This is a genomic window from Paenibacillus aquistagni, from assembly GCF_900177815.1.
In the GTDB taxonomy this organism is placed as follows: domain Bacteria; phylum Bacillota; class Bacilli; order Paenibacillales; family Paenibacillaceae; genus Paenibacillus_B; species Paenibacillus_B aquistagni.
The window spans coordinates 542,367-559,811 of sequence record NZ_FXAZ01000003.1 but is presented as its reverse complement, the minus strand read 5'-3'; the positions used below and the strand labels follow the sequence as shown (position 1 = coordinate 559,811).

Sequence of the window (17,445 nt, the reverse complement as noted above, 5' to 3'; positions counted from 1 at the left end):
TAAATAAGAATGTTTGTTCCCGTTTATTATACTCGCAACAACCGTTGGATGCAAATGGGAACATGCAAGGAAGAAGGATATTTTATGATGGATAAGACAACCTTTATCGGCATTCTAATCGGACTTATCGCGCTCATCGGCGGCTTTATTTGGGAGGGCGGCCACATCAGCGGCTTATGGGAGGCGACTGCAGCGCTCATCGTATTTGGAGGCACAATCGCTGCCGTTGTGATCAGCTTCCCGATGAGCAGGCTGAGAAGCCTTCCACAGGCGCTGCGAATGGCTTTTCGCGAACAGCCGCGGGACTTGAACCGCTTGGTCGATGATCTCGTTGCCATGAGCCTCCAAGCAAGACGCGAAGGCGTATTGGCTCTTGAAGCCAGTGCTCAGAAGCACAGCCACCCCTTCCTGAGAGACGGCATGATGATGGTTGTCGATGGCACAGAGCCAGAAGTGATTCAGCAGATGCTGGATATGGAAATGGACAGTGTGGAGCAAAAACATGATGGCTATGCCAAGATCTTCGAAGCAGCCGGCGGTTACGCGCCGACGATGGGGATTATCGGAACCGTAATGGGACTTATTCACGTGCTTGGCAACCTAAGCGACCCCTCTATGCTCGGTCCATCCATCGCAGTTGCCTTTACCGCAACCTTGTATGGCGTGGTCAGCGCCAATGTCATTTACCTGCCGATTGCGACCAAGATCAAGACGCGAAGCGCGCTGCAGATTCGCGAGATGGAGCTTATTCAACTCGGCATTCTAGCCATTCAAGCTGCTGACAATCCGAAGATCGTCCGCCGCAAGCTGTCGACGTTCATGCAGGGTGAGGACGCCTATGAGGCACTTCGTGAAGTCTCAGAGCCAAAGCGAGGGATGAACGTTGAGATACAGAAGTAGAGCATCCAGACAGCGCAACGCTGCGCCAGAGCAGCATGACCGCTGGCTGATTACATATGCAGACCTTATCACGCTATTGATGATCTTCTTCGTCGTCATGTATGCCATGAGCCAAGTCGATGCAACCAAGTACCAATCCTTGTCCGAGACGCTTCACACAACCTTTAAGAACAGCCCGCAGCAAGGAGCCTTGTCTGGCGGTCCAAGCCTCTTGGAGGGTGGAGCCATCGTACAGGAAGGAGGACAGACAGATCCTTCTATGGGAGATGGAGATTCCGATGATAAGAATCAGCACAACGCGGCAGGAACCGAACAAGCGGACGGTGATTCTAACTCAGCAGACGGGAATAGCTCCATGAAGGACTCCCCAGAATCGCAAGACCAGCCCGTCATGATTGGGGAGATTACGGAAAAGGACATCGCCTACCGCAAGCAGGAAGAACAGCTGCAGCATGTCAAAAATATGGTTCAAGCCTATATTGATGAGAATCAACTGGAGAATGCCATCACGGTTATCGACAGCGAGAAGGGCATTGAGATTCGATTGAGCGACAGCCTTCTGTTCGCACTGGGCCAGTCTGAACTCACCACGAAGGCTGAGCCGACGCTCAAGAAGCTTGCCAGCCTGTTCCAGACGCTCGATTCGACGATCAGCATTGAAGGCCATACCGACAATGTGCCGATGTCGCCTGGCAGTCGATTCAAGGACAACTGGGCGCTTTCAGCAGAGCGCGCCTTATCTGTTCTTCGCTATTTTGTAGAAGAAGAGAGCCTGAAGCAAGATCAGTTCCAAATCTCAGGCTACGGCGAGACACGTCCCGTTGCTTCCAACGACACATCTGAAGGACGAACGAAGAATCGTCGAGTGGAGATCATCATTCTCCGTGCCATTCAGCCATCAGCTTAGCCAGACTTATTGAACCGCGCAACAGGCAGCTTTGCGATAATGGATAAGACACATTGCAATCTATAAGCGTTATGATTTTGATTCTAGCTATACGAAAAGGTCGGCCAAGCTTTTATGGCAGGCCTTTTTGCTTTCTCAGATCAAAGGATCCTTGTATGCTTTCACCACCAATAATTTGCCTAGCTTCATTCCCATGATAGTTGCGCCTCTTATTGATATGCTTATTGATCACCCATTGGCTGCACCGTGTTTGCTGTCCATGAAGAAACAAACAATGGCTCTTACTGCTTTTCTAGCCTCCATCGAAAACCCTCCTTATTTTTCCTTCCGTTAATATCACAATCAACTGCCATTCCGAATTTCTATCCAAGTTGGTACTCGCTATTTTCCATTGACAATTAACATCGTGCACATGTTATACACAAACATCAAAAAGTTATGCACAAAATTTTTGTTTATATCCCCAGAATGTTAACAACTTGTCGACAACTATGCGAATATTGGCAGAAAAAATTATAGTTATCCACAATTCCTTGCTTTTTTCATTTATTTACATGCAATCGATCACGTCTATTCACAGTGTGCAGCTGCCTGCGCTTCGAGAACAAACACCATTTCCCAACCGATGAAAAAAAGCGTCCATTCCTTTTATAGAATGAACGCTTACTTGCGCTTTAACCATCGACTATGAACTCTGATTAAGGGTAGTGTCGGAAGATGCACGTTCTGAGCGATGCCGCTTCCAAGGTGATTTGAACCACCGGATTATGGACACAGGCTTCGTATCTGCTATATAGGTGACATCATCATCTGGCGCCAGCAGGACACCAAGCTGATAATGCTCCTTATCATACAATGCTCGCTGAACGAATTTTACTTCTCCGTTTAAGTTGTATACCTCAAGCTTATACATCGCACTGGTGCTGAGCGCTTGATGCAGATCAGCCTTCGTTCGAATCGAATACCCATTTACCTTCGTAATTCGCTCACCCGCCATGATTCCCATTTCCGCAGCCGGACTGTTAGGCAGAACCGCTTGTACCCGGAGTCCTGATCCGCTATGTGTAAACAGGGGACTATGGTTCGACTCCTGCTGTCTGCTCCACCAGATCATCCACTCATGCATCCCAATCGCAACAATCGCTGCGACCACGATGAGCGGGGACCACCAATTCGCCAGTAGCGACACGGCCAGCAGAGCCGCAGCATACATAAACAATCTTGAGCTGGTCACATTCGCTTTCTCTTGCGGAAGATACGCATAGGTCACTTCTGAGAAGCCAATCATGACAGGAAACGCCATGAGCATCCAGCCTAACGCCCACAAATCCCCGCTTAACAAGGGCTGCCATGGAAGCAATTCCCCAGCATTTGCTGCGGAAGGCATAAACACAAGCAGCGGTATTGGCCACATAGTCTGCATTCTATAGGCGCCCATGACACTTCCACGCTTGCTCTCCATAAAGAGCGGAGTTGCAAAGGCAGCTGCCTGCTTGCGAATCAGAAATGCTTCGGCTGCATGAAGAAGGGCGATAAGTATCAACAGGCCTGCCGGATTAAGCGTCCGCAGATCTTGAACGACCGTTCCCACCATACCTTCTGGAGAAAACGCAGGGAACCACCCCAGCGCGACATGCAGCAAAGCGACAATGCCGCCAGAGTAGGCAAGGCACAGCATGCGCACACGTATAAACAACAGCAGCACACTGATTCCCCAGATCAAAAACATGATGGAAGGCGTCACATGAACGCCTAGCCCAATCGCCGCTGCTGAGACAAGCACCCCTGCCACAAGGCCTCCAAGCCAAGCTCTCCACGTTTGCTGTATCCAGCTATGCATCTTAACGGCAAACAATCGTCGCTCAAGCAGCATCTGCCTACGATAATGTATCGCAATCAATAATATCGATAACCAATAGAATGGCGACAGCAGCATTTGCAAGCATGCGAAGCCGACACGAGATAACCATTCCAGAATTACTTCTACAGCTGCATCCACATTCTTCTCCCCTTCCCAAGCCAGCATCCCTAGCAAAGCAAGTCAGTTATAGATCCTGACTAATAAGAACACAGCCTCCTAACATTCAAGCCTCAGCATTCAAGCCTCAGCATTCAAGCCTCAGCATTCAAATCGAATCAACTGCATCTCTACTTTATTTATAAACATTTCAATCGCGATCCGCACAGAGTGGAGCGATGAAGCAAAGCATTGTCCATCAGTTTCGAACAGTGGATTTAAACGTAATCAATATCTTGTGCATCCTCTGATTCAAGCGCTACGAACAACTTCGAACGAACCAGAGCAGCGTATTCAAACTCCCTCACAGCCTAATCAATCCTGTATGTTCTTTTCCTATTCTAAAAAAGAATAAACCAATGCAATGAAAAAGAAGGCCTGAAGCCAAGCGGCTACTGACCTTCTATCATTTCGACACCTACGGTTGAATTTCCTTCTGGATGGTCTTAATCGCCGCATTCAGCTGTGCATCATTCTTCTTGTCGCGCATGACCTCGACAATCGAGAGCTCCAGCTGCTCAGCGGTCTTGCTGTCTACCTGACCAGTCACAGCAAGCTTCTTCTCTTTTTGGAAGGCTTTTACCGCCTGCTCCGTGCTGGCGGAGAAATACCCATCCTTTCGATCAAGCTTATAGCCAAGTCCGCTTAGAATGACCTGCAGATTCTTCACATCCGCTGCATTCATATCTTTCTTCAAGAGCTTATCCTTGGCAATAGGCGCTGCATTGAAGTAGTCCGGCTGTGCAACGGGCACATCCGGCTCAATGCCCTTCTGATGAATCCAGTTGCCATTTGGCGTCAGCCACTTTGCGATAGTGATCTTGATCAAGCTTCCGTCCTCTTGATCTGGGAAGCTTGTTTGCACCGTCCCTTTGCCGAATGTGTGCTCACCAACAATCTTCACTCCCGCGGACTCCTGCAAGGCGCTTGCCATAATCTCAGACGCACTGGCACTGCCCTTGTTCGTGAGAATCGCAATCGGGTAAGGCTTCTGTTGATCAGTGCCTTTCGACTTGTGCACTTCACGAGGCTGATCACGATACTCTACTTGAAGCAGCGGCTTGCCTTTTTGAATAAATGGAGATGTCATCTTTTCGACAATGTCCAAGACGCCGCCCGGATTGTTCCGTACATCAAGGATTAAACCCTTCATGCCTTGCTTCTCCAAACCATCTAGCGCAGTGATGAAATGTTCGTACGTATTCGTAGAGAACTGGCGAATCTCAATATATCCGATCTTGTCATTCAGCATCGTCGGGAATACCGTCTCGAGATCCACCTTATCGCGCGTAATCTCGAAAGTCATCACCTGTTCGACGCCAGGACGCTTTACTTCAAGCTTAACCTTGCTCCCGCGAGGCCCGCGGATCTTGTCTACAGCTTGATTCAGATTCAACCCTTCAAGAGTGACGCCATCTACGGTCAAGAGCACATCCTTAGGCTTCAAGCCCGCACGCTCTGCCGGCGTATCCTTGATAGGAGAGACGATCGTCACCTTCCCATCTTCCATCGACACCTCAGCGCCAATTCCTGTGAAGCCTCCTTCAACACTAACATTGAAGTTCTCGGCTTCTTCACGCTGCATGTAGGTGGAGTACGGATCATCCAATGCCGTAAAGATACCATTGATCGCGCCATCAATCAGCTTTGTGCGTTCGATTTCCTTAAAGTAATGCTTTTGAATGACCTGCAGCACCGCATTGACCTTTTGCTGCTCCTTAACGGTTAAGCTTCCACTGGAAGGTTGTCCAGCACTGCTTGCGAAGATGGGCAGGTCCATAATGGCCATCGTCACCAAGCTGCTGACCGTTATCGTTATACCTACAATAAGAGCGACTGTCCGCCCCTTAAAGTTCATGCGATCACCGCCTTTGTGTTTCCATTAGCTGTTCCACGTATTCGTATGCGTTTTGGCTAGAAATCCAATAGAACCTTAGTAGTATATGCCAATGGTAGAGTTTTTACCCTATAGGAACGATTAAATTTCCTACAGCCTTATCCTTACCCTTACGCGTAAAACACGACGTCCATCGCAGAAAAGCGTATCGGACTACTCACAAAAGGGCTCTAAAACACAATTATTGCAAGTAAGGTTCCGGATCGGTACGTTCGCCATTCAGACGAACCTCAAAGTGCAAGTGGTTGCCTGTAGAACGGCCTGTGGAGCCTACCTCAGCTATCTTATCTCCTACTTTGACCTTCTGGCCTTTCTCAACCTTTATTCCGCCGCTGCGAATATGTCCATACAAGGTCCATAAGCCTTGTCCATGATCGATGATAACACAGTTGCCGTATCCGCTCCACCACTCGGCCAATACCACGACACCGGATTCCGCTGCATAGATAGAGGTGCCTGCTGGAGCTGCCATATCAATTCCACTATGGTACGCGCCTTGCTGGCCTGTGATTGGATCGCGACGTGTGCCATACAGGGAAGTGATGGTATACGAACTCTTCAAAGGCACGGACAGCTGTCCGCCTGAATAACCATAGACGGTATTGGAGCTGGAGCTTCCCCCGCCTCCGCCGCCTTGGCTCTTCTGATTTTCTCTTTCGCGCTGACGGCGCTCTTCTTCAAGCTGGCGCTGTCTTTCTTCCTCTGCTACCTTCTGCTGCTCAAGCGATGCGCGCTTAGACACTAAGTCTACCAGCAAAGCCTCCTGCTCATCACTTAAGCTGTGGGACTCCTCGATCTGCTTGTCAAAGGAAGCGATCATGACTTCCTTTTCTTTTTCCTGAATCATCAGTTCCTGCTTGGTATCTTCAAGCTTCACGTACAAGGTGCGCACACGTACAAGATCAGCTTCAATCTGCTTCTTCTTCTCCAGCACAAGCTCCTTATCACGCTTATGCTCGGCTACAAGCTCTTTGTCGCGATTGGCAATCTGCTCAATCGAATCGAGCCGATCCAAAAAATCGGAGAAGCTCGTCGCACTTAACAGCACGTCCAGATAGGATACACTGCCATCGGTGTACATCAGCTGAACTCTTGCATCCAGGAGCTTCTCGCGTTCAGCAATGCGCTTATTAGCCGCTTCAAGCTGACGTCCATTCTCCTCCAGATCAAATTCCGCTTGGTCAATATCGGAGGACACCTTCGCCATCTCGTTCACCTTGATGTCGATCTGCTCTGTGATCTGCGCAAGGTCCTTCTCGGTATTTACTTTCTTAACCGTGGTTTCCTGTATGGTAGATTCCGCCTGCTGCTGCTTCTTCTCTGCTGCTCGCATCTGCTCCTTCAGATCCTTAAGCTGATCATTGATCTTGCCAAGCTCTGAAGCTTGCCCTGTGGAAGGAGCGAGGATTCCAGTCAACAATATCGCACTGAGCACGAGCAATACCCATTTTTTCTTCAACATGGTACCTCCTTATCAATCCAAGACTAGACTTTGAGAAACTTGCGAATGGAAATGGTACTGCCCCATACGCCAATAAGAATGCCGAGTGCCAATAGTACAGAACCAACCATCAGCCAAACTTCTTCAAACGGAATTAATTGAATGAATGATAGATTAGTAGCCGCATAGCTGAGCAATTGGTCATAACCCAAAAATAGAATAGCAATCGTGACCACAGCCCCAATCAAGCCGATTAGGAATCCTTCAACAAAGAACGGCCAGCGAATAAAGGAGTTTGTTGCGCCAACCAGCTTCATAATGCCAATCTCGCGCTGACGCGCCATAATCGTAATCTTAATCGTATTTGAAATAAGAAACATGGCGGTTATCGCAAGACCTGCAACAAGAATAAGTCCAAAGTTGCGGATCATCTTTGTCATTTGGAACAACTTCTCAACACTGCCTTGGCCGTATTTCACTTTCCAGATCGGCTGTGCCGCATTCGTCTCATTCAAGGCCTGGATCTTCTTCGCAACCATGCCTACGGTCTGCGGGTCCTTAACCTCAACAGTAAAAGAATCCGGAAGAGGATTCGTCTCGTCGGTATAACCGCTTAGAATGTCCTTGCCATCCTCGCCAAGACTCTCTTCCAGCAGATCCATGCCCTGCTGCTTGGTCACATACTCTACCTTGCTCACTTCTGCCATATTGCCAATATCCGTTCGGAGCAGAGCAACCTCATCTTGTGTCACCTCAAGCTGCAAATAAACACGAATCTGAACCTTGCTGTCCAGCTCGCTCGTCATTACATTCAGATTGAAAGACAATAGAATAAACACGCCAAGTATAAATAAGGAAATCACAATTGAACTAATGGATGCGATTGACATCCAGCCATTGCGGTATATGCTCTTGCTGCCCTCGCGAATATGCCGGGTCATGGTGTTAGCCGTCATAGCCGTAATCCCCCCGAATCACATCTCGCACAATCTGTCCTGATTCAATCGCAATAACGCGTCTTCGGATCGTGTTCACGATGTCTTTATTGTGAGTCGCCATCAAGATGGTCGTCCCTCGATAGTTGATCTCCTCTAGCAGTCTCATAATCTCCCAAGAGGTCTCCGGATCAAGGTTGCCTGTCGGCTCATCGGCTACAATGACCGTGGGATTGTTAACGATTGCACGGGCGATCGCCACACGCTGCTGCTCGCCGCCCGACAGCTGTGAGGGCATGCTTGTCAGCTTATGCTTCAAACCAACCAGTTCCAGCACCTCTGGCACCCGCCGCTTGATGATCTTCTTCGGCGCTTCAATCGCCTCCATCGCGAAGGCTACATTTTCAGACACATTCAGCTTCGGCAATAAGCGGAAATCCTGAAAGATAACGCCAATATTGCGTCTTACAAAAGGAATCTTGCGTCGTTTCAACTTGCCAATATTGAATCCATTAACAAAAATTTGCCCCTTTGTTGGCACTTCTTCTCTATAAATCATCTTCATAAATGTCGATTTGCCTGCACCTGACGGTCCTACGAGATAGACAAAATCGTCCTTCTCAATACGCACCGAAATGCCGCGAATCGCATGGGAACCGTCCTGATAGGTCTTCCACACGTCTTGCATTTCTATCAAAGCAATCACTTCCTAAAGTTAGAAATCAGCCTTTATATATTCGACAACGGGTATCAGATTCCTTTATTTCAACCCGAATTTCTACATTTTTTTTTACAATTTGTAACCTTTTGTTCGTTATTTCCCGGGAAAGTACCAGCATTTTCCCCTTTGCGCTGTACGCTATCTTTTTCGACAGCAGCTCTAGATTGTTGTTGTTCAGGGCCCTATCGGAAAGTTTCTCAAGCCATGTGCATATAGATGAGTAGATGACTGCAAAGCATCGTTCTTAGATCCATTAACGCCATCAGCATGTCCAAATCAGCATCATAAAGCGTGATACGCAGCAGCAATCAACCCCTTATAATTAATTGCTTCATAGGGTGGAGAGAACATGGTTCTATGGAAGCTTTAAGATACTCCTGCCAGCCCCCCACCCACACAAAACCATTAACATAACACCTTCGCTGCTCATCACAATCCCTTTTTGTTATTTGGGCTATACACTCATCATCTTTCATGGCTTATCTCTTTCCCTTCATTACGCACTCTTCTAATGTGAAAGACAGGAGGCTGTACTCGTGAAAAAACGATATATCGGTTTGGCAGGCGTCGCTCTTCTTCTGCTTATCGCTGCCGCTGTATGTTGGAGCTGGGCTCAGCGCTATGCTTATTCGACTGCTATTCCCGATAATGTCATACTCTCCGATTGGGCAATTGGAGGCATGGAGCAAGACGAATTCGAGCAGCAGTTGAAGGAGCGGATCGAAGCGCTGGAGCAAACTCCTGTGACATTCACCTTTCCGGGTACGGAAGTAAATTCGGTGTCGACCACGCTTGCGAAGCTAGGCGTTCACTATCAAGCCGATCAGCTGATTGCTGCCCTTAAGAAGCTTCAAGAAGGAGGCTTATGGGAACGCATAGAAGCAAGACGGCAGTTCAAAGCTAACTGGGCTCTCCAATTCTCCTGGGATAATCAAGTATGGAAGCAGCGCTTCCACTCCCAATGGGAGATCCAGACCTTCGGCAAGCCTGTAAATGCGACGAGAACCATTACGAAGGATGACAAGGTAGTCTACACACCTGATCAAGCCGTATTTCGACTTGACCGAATGCAGATGGAGCAGGTTATACGAGTCGCCATCCCCTCTGAATGGCATAAAGGCGATACGCTTACGATCGAGGTTCCGCTGATCAAACAGGACGCTCCTGTCACGGTTAAAAGCCTTAAAGCAGAGGGCATTGACCGCAAAATTATTGAAATCTCGACCTTTCTCAAGCCAGGAGATGCTGGGCGCATTCATAATGTCGTTTCAGCTGCCAAGACGATTAATGATATGGTGCTGAAGCCAGGGGACATTTTTGATTATGAAAAGGTCATTGCCGAGACAGAGAAGGCGTATGGCTTTCAGGAAGCGCCTGTCATCTTCAATGGCAAGCTCGTCCCAGGGATTGGCGGCGGCATTTGCCAAGTCTCAAGCACACTTTATAACGCCGTGCTTCGCACCGGCCTTGAGATTGTAGAACGGCGCAACCACTCTCTGCCTGTGGCCTATCTTCCAATTGGGCTGGATGCGACCTTCTCTGAGGGCTACATTAACTTCCGTTTCAAAAACACGACCGGCAAAAATCTGCTTATTCGCACCTCTTCTGAGAATAACCAGCTCACGATCAAGCTGTTCGGCACGCTAGAAGACAACGTCACCTATAAGATGGAAACGAAGACCGTCCAAGTCATTCAGCCAACTGTAAAGTATGTCAAAAATTCAAGTCTGCCTGTCGGCTCGCGGGAGACGATCCAAAAAGGAAAGCAGGGCTACAAGGTAGAGTCCTATCGCATTAAGCTCGTAGATGGAAAAGAAGTCTCTCGGGAAAAAATGTATGTCGACACCTACAAGGCTCAGCCGACCTTAATCGCGGTCAACAATGGTGCTGCTGCGCCAGGCAGCGATAAGCCATCTAATCCAGAGCCTATTCTTGAGGATGGGGTTACGGGGCCAAATTTCTAATTGTGCATCCTGCTCATCTGGGGAAGAACCTCTGCGCTGGCGTTCACTGCATGATGTCATTTGCGTTCGATCAAAAACGAATGGGGGCTGCTCCTAACGTCTGCATGACGAAGGAACAGCCCCTTTCTGCTGTAGCAGCTCGCACGCGTAAGGCCTCTCAGGACACTCTTAACGCGAGGAGATCTGCACATTCTTCTGCGATTATACTGCTTTACTTCACGATATCTTTACCTAGCTTCATGCTATCAACTCGTTGTAACCCCCACTACAACCAGTCCTCTAGGATCATTCTGCACACAAGCTTGCAGAATGTCCGCTGTCGGATCTCATGCTGGCCGATTCATGCTGTCTGGCTTCGCAGGAACCTCATGCAGCAAAGCACTTGTCTTAAGGAATTAAGGAACCGTGCGAGCGATTCCCCCATTTCATTGCGGCTGGCTTTCTCCCTAATGAAAGGTACCGCCTCATAGCAAGCGCAAAAGCCTTAACCGATGCCTATCCGCTGTACTGAACTTGCCCGAGCACACTAACCGTCTTCCAACTGCACGCCTATATCGTTGCTAGCGCCGGCTGATGCTGCTCCACCCACAGCTGTGTATCGGAGAGCGCTCCCGCTGCCCGTTGGATCGCTCCTTCAACTTGAGGTGCGGCTGTACCGCCATATACATTACGAGCATTCACCACTTGCTCTGGCTGCAAGACGTCATAGATGGACTCATCGAACAGCGGCGAGAACTGCTTGAACTCGTCCAATGTCAGGTCAAGCAAGTAAACACCGCGCTGAATGCAGTAGAGCACCGTCTTCCCAATGACTTCATGCGCTTGGCGGAATGGCAGTCCTTTGTTAACAAGGAAGTCCGCAATGTCTGTTGCATTGGAGAAGTCTTGGCGAACCGCCTGCCGCATGCGCTCCTTATTGACCTTCATCGTCGATATCATTGGCGCGAACAAGCGAAGTGCGCCATCAAGGGTCGCTACTGTATCCAGCATCCCTTCCTTGTCTTCTTGCATATCCTTGTTGTACGCAAGCGGAAGCGACTTCAGTACGGTAAGCATGCCTACCAGGTTGCCGTACACACGTCCGGTCTTGCCGCGGACCAGTTCGGCGACGTCTGGATTTTTCTTCTGCGGCATAATGCTTGAGCCGGTGCAGAAGGCGTCGTCCAGCTCCACGAACTGGAATTCCGTACTGGACCACAGCACAAGCTCCTCGCACAGCCGGGACAGATGCATCATCATCATGGACGCGTTGGATAGAAACTCCACGATAAAGTCACGGTCGCTGACTGCGTCCAAGCTGTTCTCATAGACCCGTTCAAAGCCAAGCTGCTCAGCAACAAAGTGGCGATCGATCGGGAAGGTAGTTCCCGCCAGCGCACCTGCGCCAAGCGGCAAGGTATTAATGCGCTTATAGCTGTCCTTCAAGCGCTCGATGTCTCGTTCGAACATCGAGACATAGGCCATAAGATGATGAGCAAATAGAATCGGCTGTGCCCGCTGCAGATGCGTATAGCCCGGCACGATCGTATCCTTGTTGGCCTTCGCCTGCTCAATCAATGCTTCTTGCAGCTTGCCAAGCAGCTCCACAAAGGAAATGACATGCTTGCGCAAGTACAGATGCATATCCGTGGCAACCTGATCATTGCGGCTTCTGCCTGTATGAAGCTTGCCGCCAACCGGTCCAACCAGCTCGATCAGCTTCTTCTCGATGTTCATATGAATATCTTCATCAGAGACGGAATACTCCATCTCGCCTGTACGAATCAGCTCCAGCACCTGCAGGAGCCCCTGCTTGATCTGATCCACGTCCTGGCTTGGCAGAATGCCGCACTTGCCAAGCATGGTTACATGCGCAAGGCTTCCTTGAATGTCCTCTTCCGCCAATGCTTTATCAAATGAAATGGAGGCGGTATACTGCTCCACAAGTTCATCCGTCTGCTTCGTAAACCGCCCGCCCCATAGCTTGCTCACACGCGTACCTCCTTAGCGTTGCCATCCACGTGCTCTAGTCAATTAACTGCAGCTGCCAGTTGCTCTGAGCACACTGAGCAAATTCATCCTGACAACGCCGATGGATGGCCTGTATAGTCCTTCTATCCTACTGTTACGCCTTACACGGATGCTGCAGGCTCCTTTTTTATCTGAATGCCATGCACCTCAGAACCATGCACGCCTGAAGCAACCTTCAAGCGCAGCGCGTTCAGATGAATAAAGCCTGTCGCGTCATTTTGGTCGTACGCTTGAGTCGGGTCCGCTTCCATCGTCGCAATATCCGGATTGTACAAGCTAAGCGGGCTTTGCACTCCGGCGCCCATGACATTGCCTTTGTACAGCTTGAGGCGAACCGTTCCTGTCACATGCTTTTGGCTCTCTGCTACCAGCGCCTGCATCGCAAGCCGTTCTGGAGCAAACCAGAAGCCATTGTACACGGTGCTGCTGTATCTTGAAATTAAGGAATCACGAAGGTGCATCACATCACGATCCATCGTCAATGATTCCATTTTGCGATGCGCGGTAAATAGGATCGTGCCGCCTGGTGTCTCATAGACGCCGCGGCTCTTCATGCCGACAAAGCGATTCTCAACCATATCAACACGGCCGATCCCGTGCTTGCCGCCAAGCGCATTGAGCTTCTCCATCACCTGAAGCGGGGTTAAGGCTTCGCCGTTGATTGCCGTACAATTGCCCTGCTCAAACGCAAGCTCCACATACTCCGCGGTATCCGGCGCATCCTCAGGATCTACGCTGAGCACATACATGCTCTTGTTCTCAGGAGCTGTAGCATCAAACCATGGATCCTCCAGCATGCCGCTCTCAAAGCTGATATGGAGCAGGTTGCGGTCCATCGAGTATGGCTTCGCTGCAGACGCCTGCACCGGGATCTGATGCTTCTCTGCATAAGCAATCATCTCCGCACGGCCAGGGAACTCGTTGCGGAATTGCTCCGAGCGCCATGGCGCAATCACTTCTATCTCAGGAGCCAAAGCTGCTGCTGCAAGCTCAAAGCGCACCTGGTCATTGCCTTTGCCTGTCGCACCATGTGCGATTGCATTGGCACCCTCGGCACGAGCAATCTCAACCATGCGCTTTGCAATCAGCGGCCGCGCAATGCTCGTTCCGAGCAAATATTGCCCTTCATATAGCGCGCCTGCTTGGAACATCGGATAGATGAAGTCCTTCGCGAACTCATCGCGAAGATCATCGATGTACACCTTGGAAGCGCCCGTCGCGAGCGCTTTTTCCTCCAAGCCGTCCAGCTCATCTTGTTGACCAATGTCCGCGGTGAAGGCAATGATCTCCGCGTCGTAGGTTTCCTTTAACCATTTGAGAATAACGGATGTATCCAGACCGCCTGAGTAGGCGAGAACGATTTTATTTTTTGCCATGTCCATTCCACTCCTTTGCCCTGCTTCATCTAAATTCTATTCAGGCGTATCGCCTGCTCGCATTTACTTTAAGCTTCGTGTTGCGATTTAGCTGCTCATAGTCAGTGCCATAATCGCTTTTTGTGCATGAAGACGGTTCTCCGCTTGGTCAAAAATAATGGAGTTCTCGCCATCGATGACGCCTGCGCTAACTTCTTCTCCGCGATGAGCTGGCAAGCAGTGCATGAACAAGTAATCGTTCTTCGCATACTTCGCAAGCTCTTCATTGACTTGGAAGCTTTGGAATGCCTTCTCACGCTGCTGCTGCTCCTCTTCAAAGCCCATGCTTGCCCATACATCCGTATAGATCACATCTGCATCGGCAGCAGCTTCCTTCGGATCATGAGTGAGCGTAATCGAAGCGCCGTGCTGCTCTGCAAATTCCTGCGACTGCTTCGCCACATCCGCATCAACCTCGTATCCCTCAGGAGTTGCGATTGCTACGTTCATGCCAAATTTCGCGCCGCCCATCATAAGGGAGTGAGCCATATTGTTGCCGTCGCCAATATAAGCGATCTTAAGCCCTTCAAGGCGACCCTTTTTCTCCAGCACTGTCATATAGTCAGCAAGCGCCTGACAGGGGTGATTCAAGTCAGACAGCCCGTTAATAACCGGAACCGTTGCAGCCCGAGCCAGATCAATGACCGTGCGATGAGCATACGTACGAATCATAATGCCGTCCACGTAGCGAGACAGCACCTGTGCCGTATCCTCGATGGTTTCGCCGCGGCCGATCTGAATATCGTTTTTGCTAAGAAATAAGGCTTGCCCGCCAAGCTGATACATCCCCACCTCAAATGATACTCGCGTACGTGTAGAGGACTTTTCGAAGATCATGCCAAGGGTCTTGCCCTTAAGCGGCTGCTCTGGATTACCTGCCTTCTGCTTCTCTTTCAACGAGCCTGCCACCTTCAGCAGCGTGTACAGCTCTTCTTGGGTGTAATCCGCAAGGGCAACAAAGTCCCGCCCTCTAAGGTCGATTTGAGTTAATGTCATGCGTGCACCTCCGTCTATTTGTGAGCAGGCTCTCCCTGCAATCGTACAATCAGCATGTATTAGTTCTCTTAAGCAAATCTCTTACCTCTCATAAGCACCACTTCTAGGCTGTCACTTCAGCCTGCTGGAGCACATGCACAAGCACTTGAACCGCCTCATCAATCTCTTCCTTTGTTACTTTGAGGTTCGGAAGCAGACGAATCACATTGGGTCCTGCTGTTACAAAGATAAGACCTGCCTCTTGAGCCGCAGCCAGCATACCGCTCACTGGCATATCGCATTCGATTCCGATAAGCAGTCCCATGCCGCGAATCTCCTTGACTACAGATAGGGCACCAAGCTTGCTTTGCAGTTCCTGCATCAAGTATTGCCCCATCTCATCCGCGCGCTCCGCGAGCTTCTCCTCTTCATGCGCAAGCAGGGTTCCTATAACAGCGGCCATCGCCAGCGGCGTGCCACCGAAGGTAGAACCATGGCTGCCTGGCCCGAAGGCTTCGCGCAGCTTGGCTTTGGCCAGCATCGCGCCTACCGGAAAGCCGCTGCCAAGGCCTTTGGCTGAGGTAATGATATCCGGGCTTAGCCCATAATGCTCGTGAGCGAACCAGCGCCCGGTACGGCCCATGCCCGTCTGGACCTCATCAACAATGAGCAGGAGGCCATGCTCCTCGCAGCATTGTACAATCTGTTCGGCAAAGTCAGGGTTCAGCATATTGATGCCGCCTTCTGCCTGAACCATCTCCAGCATGATGGCCCCTGTCTGCTCCGTAATCGCGGCGAGCAGCGCTTCCTTATCATTAAAGGGAACATAACGGAAGCCTGTCGGCAGCGGTGCGAAGCCTTCCTTGACTTTGTCCTGTCCCGTTGCAGTCAGGGTAGCCAAAGTACGTCCATGGAATGATTGGTGGAAAGTAATGATCTCTGTCCGTCCTGTCTTCGCAATTAGATTCTGATACCGGCGGGCGAGCTTGATTGCTGCTTCATTCGCTTCCGCGCCGCTGTTGCAGAAGAATACAGCATCTGCGCAGGAATGCTTGACTAAGAGCTGCGCAGCTTCCTCCTGCTGCGGAATATGAAACAGGTTCGATACATGCCATAGGGTATCCAGTTGTTCCACCAGCCGATCTCTAACCTGCTTCGGCGCATGGCCCAGATTCGTAACGGCAAGACCGCTCATAAAGTCCAGATAAGTCTTGCCTTCTGCATCCCACAGTCGGCTGCCCTCACCTTTTACTAATGCGATTGGATATCTTGCATACGTAGGAAACAGGGCACTGTCTGCTTGCTGTCCATTCCCTTGCGAGTTTGTCATGTCGATCCCCCCAAGCCTTGTTATTTCAAATCTATACATTTATCGCAAGTACACTGCGATTTGGATTCTTTATGTTCTATTTTTGCAGCCTTCCTCAGACATCTGCTGTCTCTGGATGATGAACGACAATTCGGGTACCGAGTTCTTCGCCAGCCGCAAGCCGTTTAAGCACATCAGGTTCTGTGCCCTTCGCAATCACCACCTCGGTTACGCCACCTTCCAAGCATTTCATTGCTGCACGGACCTTAGGAATCATGCCGCCATAGATCTCGCCCAAGGCAATCATCTTCTCAATGTCCTCCGTCGTCACGACCTGCAGCAGTGTCAACTCGCCATCCACCGGCTTCATGATGCCTGCTACATCCGTTATGACCACAAGCCGCTTCACGCCTAGATGGGCAGCTACTGCGCCAGCAGCGGTATCCGCATTGATGTTATAGCGTTGTCCCGCTTCATCGATGCCAATGGGAGCAATGACTGGAATATAGCCCATCTCCATCACACCGTTGATAAGCGATGCCTCTACGGAGGTCACATCGCCTACAAATCCGATCTCCTCAGCCTGAGGCACTGGCTGTGCCTGGATCAGCTGTCCGTCTGTCCCAGACAATCCAAGAGCTGAAGCGCCGACTCGATTCAAGCGCCGTACGATCTGCTTGTTCATGCTGCCAGCAAGTACCATCTCTACGACATTCAGCACCTCATCGCTTGTTTTGCGTAGGCCATGAACGAATTCCGTCTCTATGCCAAGCTTGCTTAAGGTGTCTGAGATGGCCGGGCCGCCTCCATGGACGATGACCGGAACAACGCCTGAAGCTTGAACATCTCGAAGCTGCTCGAAGAAGGAATCAGGCAAATCGGCAAGCGTGCTTCCCCCGCACTTCATCACAAATCCTTGGTTGTCTTGATTGCTCATCTCTTCTCCCCCTATCC

At 50.1% G+C, this 17,445-nt stretch carries 13 protein-coding genes; 3 read left to right on the top strand and 10 right to left on the bottom strand.

All coding sequences use genetic code 11. The features are described from left to right. Positions 1-87: 87 nt before the first annotated feature. Together B9Y93_RS13860 and B9Y93_RS13855 are read left to right on the top strand one after the other, a co-directional pair. Entirely contained in the window at positions 88-900 is an 813-nt protein-coding gene (locus B9Y93_RS13860; RefSeq protein WP_085495160.1) for a flagellar motor protein, read from the top strand. Further along, entirely contained in the window at positions 884-1,807 is a 924-nt protein-coding gene (locus B9Y93_RS13855) for an OmpA/MotB family protein (protein WP_097676117.1), read from the top strand. Before B9Y93_RS13860 ends, B9Y93_RS13855 begins: the two co-directional genes overlap by 17 nt. Before the next feature lie 685 nt (positions 1,808-2,492). On the opposite strand, the gene B9Y93_RS13850 is transcribed toward B9Y93_RS13855, so the two are convergent. The 5 genes from B9Y93_RS13850 to ftsE form a co-directional block, all read right to left on the bottom strand. Further along, positions 2,493-3,806: a PDZ domain-containing protein gene (locus B9Y93_RS13850; protein ID WP_244903401.1), complete on the bottom strand. Its 1,314-nt coding sequence runs from the start codon at positions 3,804-3,806 to the stop codon at positions 2,493-2,495. A 436-nt stretch (positions 3,807-4,242) separates the two neighbouring features. Beyond that, the gene (locus B9Y93_RS13845) at positions 4,243-5,682 is read right to left on the bottom strand and encodes a S41 family peptidase (protein ID WP_085495021.1); all 1,440 of its coding nucleotides are present in this window, start codon (positions 5,680-5,682) and stop codon (positions 4,243-4,245) included. A 220-nt stretch (positions 5,683-5,902) separates the two neighbouring features. Continuing rightward, the gene (locus B9Y93_RS13840; protein ID WP_085495019.1) at positions 5,903-7,183 is read right to left on the bottom strand and encodes a murein hydrolase activator EnvC family protein; all 1,281 of its coding nucleotides are present in this window, start codon (positions 7,181-7,183) and stop codon (positions 5,903-5,905) included. A 23-nt stretch (positions 7,184-7,206) separates the two neighbouring features. After that, positions 7,207-8,118: a permease-like cell division protein FtsX gene (ftsX, locus tag B9Y93_RS13835; protein WP_085495017.1), complete on the bottom strand. Its 912-nt coding sequence runs from the start codon at positions 8,116-8,118 to the stop codon at positions 7,207-7,209. Continuing rightward, positions 8,108-8,794 (bottom strand): cell division ATP-binding protein FtsE, encoded by a 687-nt coding sequence (ftsE, locus tag B9Y93_RS13830; RefSeq protein WP_085495015.1) that lies wholly within the window; start codon positions 8,792-8,794, stop codon positions 8,108-8,110. Before ftsE ends, ftsX begins: the two co-directional genes overlap by 11 nt. A gap of 560 nt (positions 8,795-9,354) precedes the next feature. Here ftsE and B9Y93_RS13825 point away from each other — a divergent pair. Next, positions 9,355-10,782: a VanW family protein gene (locus tag B9Y93_RS13825; RefSeq protein ID WP_085495013.1), complete on the top strand. Its 1,428-nt coding sequence runs from the start codon at positions 9,355-9,357 to the stop codon at positions 10,780-10,782. Positions 10,783-11,331: 549 nt separating this feature from the next. On the opposite strand, the gene argH is transcribed toward B9Y93_RS13825, so the two are convergent. The 5 genes from argH to argB form a co-directional block, all read right to left on the bottom strand. Then, positions 11,332-12,753, bottom strand: coding sequence for an argininosuccinate lyase (gene argH, locus B9Y93_RS13820; RefSeq protein ID WP_085495011.1), 1,422 nt, complete (start codon positions 12,751-12,753; stop codon positions 11,332-11,334). 140 nt (positions 12,754-12,893) lie between these two features. Next, the gene (locus B9Y93_RS13815) at positions 12,894-14,168 is read right to left on the bottom strand and encodes an argininosuccinate synthase (protein WP_085495009.1); all 1,275 of its coding nucleotides are present in this window, start codon (positions 14,166-14,168) and stop codon (positions 12,894-12,896) included. An 87-nt stretch (positions 14,169-14,255) separates the two neighbouring features. Next, positions 14,256-15,203, bottom strand: a complete 948-nt coding sequence (gene argF, locus B9Y93_RS13810; protein WP_085495008.1) for an ornithine carbamoyltransferase — start codon at positions 15,201-15,203, stop codon at positions 14,256-14,258. A gap of 103 nt (positions 15,204-15,306) precedes the next feature. Next, positions 15,307-16,512, bottom strand: a complete 1,206-nt coding sequence (locus tag B9Y93_RS13805; protein ID WP_085495005.1) for an acetylornithine transaminase — start codon at positions 16,510-16,512, stop codon at positions 15,307-15,309. 94 nt (positions 16,513-16,606) lie between these two features. Continuing rightward, a complete protein-coding gene (gene argB / locus B9Y93_RS13800) occupies positions 16,607-17,428 on the bottom strand; it encodes an acetylglutamate kinase (RefSeq protein ID WP_085495003.1) in 822 nt (273 codons plus the stop codon). Positions 17,429-17,445 lie beyond the last annotated feature (17 nt).

Excerpts from the sequence above, each read along its gene's own strand:
- B9Y93_RS13805 (WP_085495005.1), bottom strand. The coding sequence starts at position 16,512 with ATGACAAACTCGCAAGGGAATGGACAGCAAGCAGACAGTGCCCTGTTT.
- ftsX (WP_085495017.1), bottom strand. The coding sequence starts at position 8,118 with ATGACGGCTAACACCATGACCCGGCATATTCGCGAGGGCAGCAAGAGC.
- B9Y93_RS13860 (WP_085495160.1), top strand. The coding sequence starts at position 88 with ATGGATAAGACAACCTTTATCGGCATTCTAATCGGACTTATCGCGCTC.
- B9Y93_RS13815 (WP_085495009.1), bottom strand. The coding sequence starts at position 14,168 with ATGGCAAAAAATAAAATCGTTCTCGCCTACTCAGGCGGTCTGGATACA.
- argB (WP_085495003.1), bottom strand. The coding sequence starts at position 17,428 with ATGAGCAATCAAGACAACCAAGGATTTGTGATGAAGTGCGGGGGAAGC.
- B9Y93_RS13840 (WP_085495019.1), bottom strand. The coding sequence starts at position 7,183 with ATGTTGAAGAAAAAATGGGTATTGCTCGTGCTCAGTGCGATATTGTTG.
- B9Y93_RS13845 (WP_085495021.1), bottom strand. The coding sequence starts at position 5,682 with ATGAACTTTAAGGGGCGGACAGTCGCTCTTATTGTAGGTATAACGATA.
- argF (WP_085495008.1), bottom strand. The coding sequence starts at position 15,203 with ATGACATTAACTCAAATCGACCTTAGAGGGCGGGACTTTGTTGCCCTT.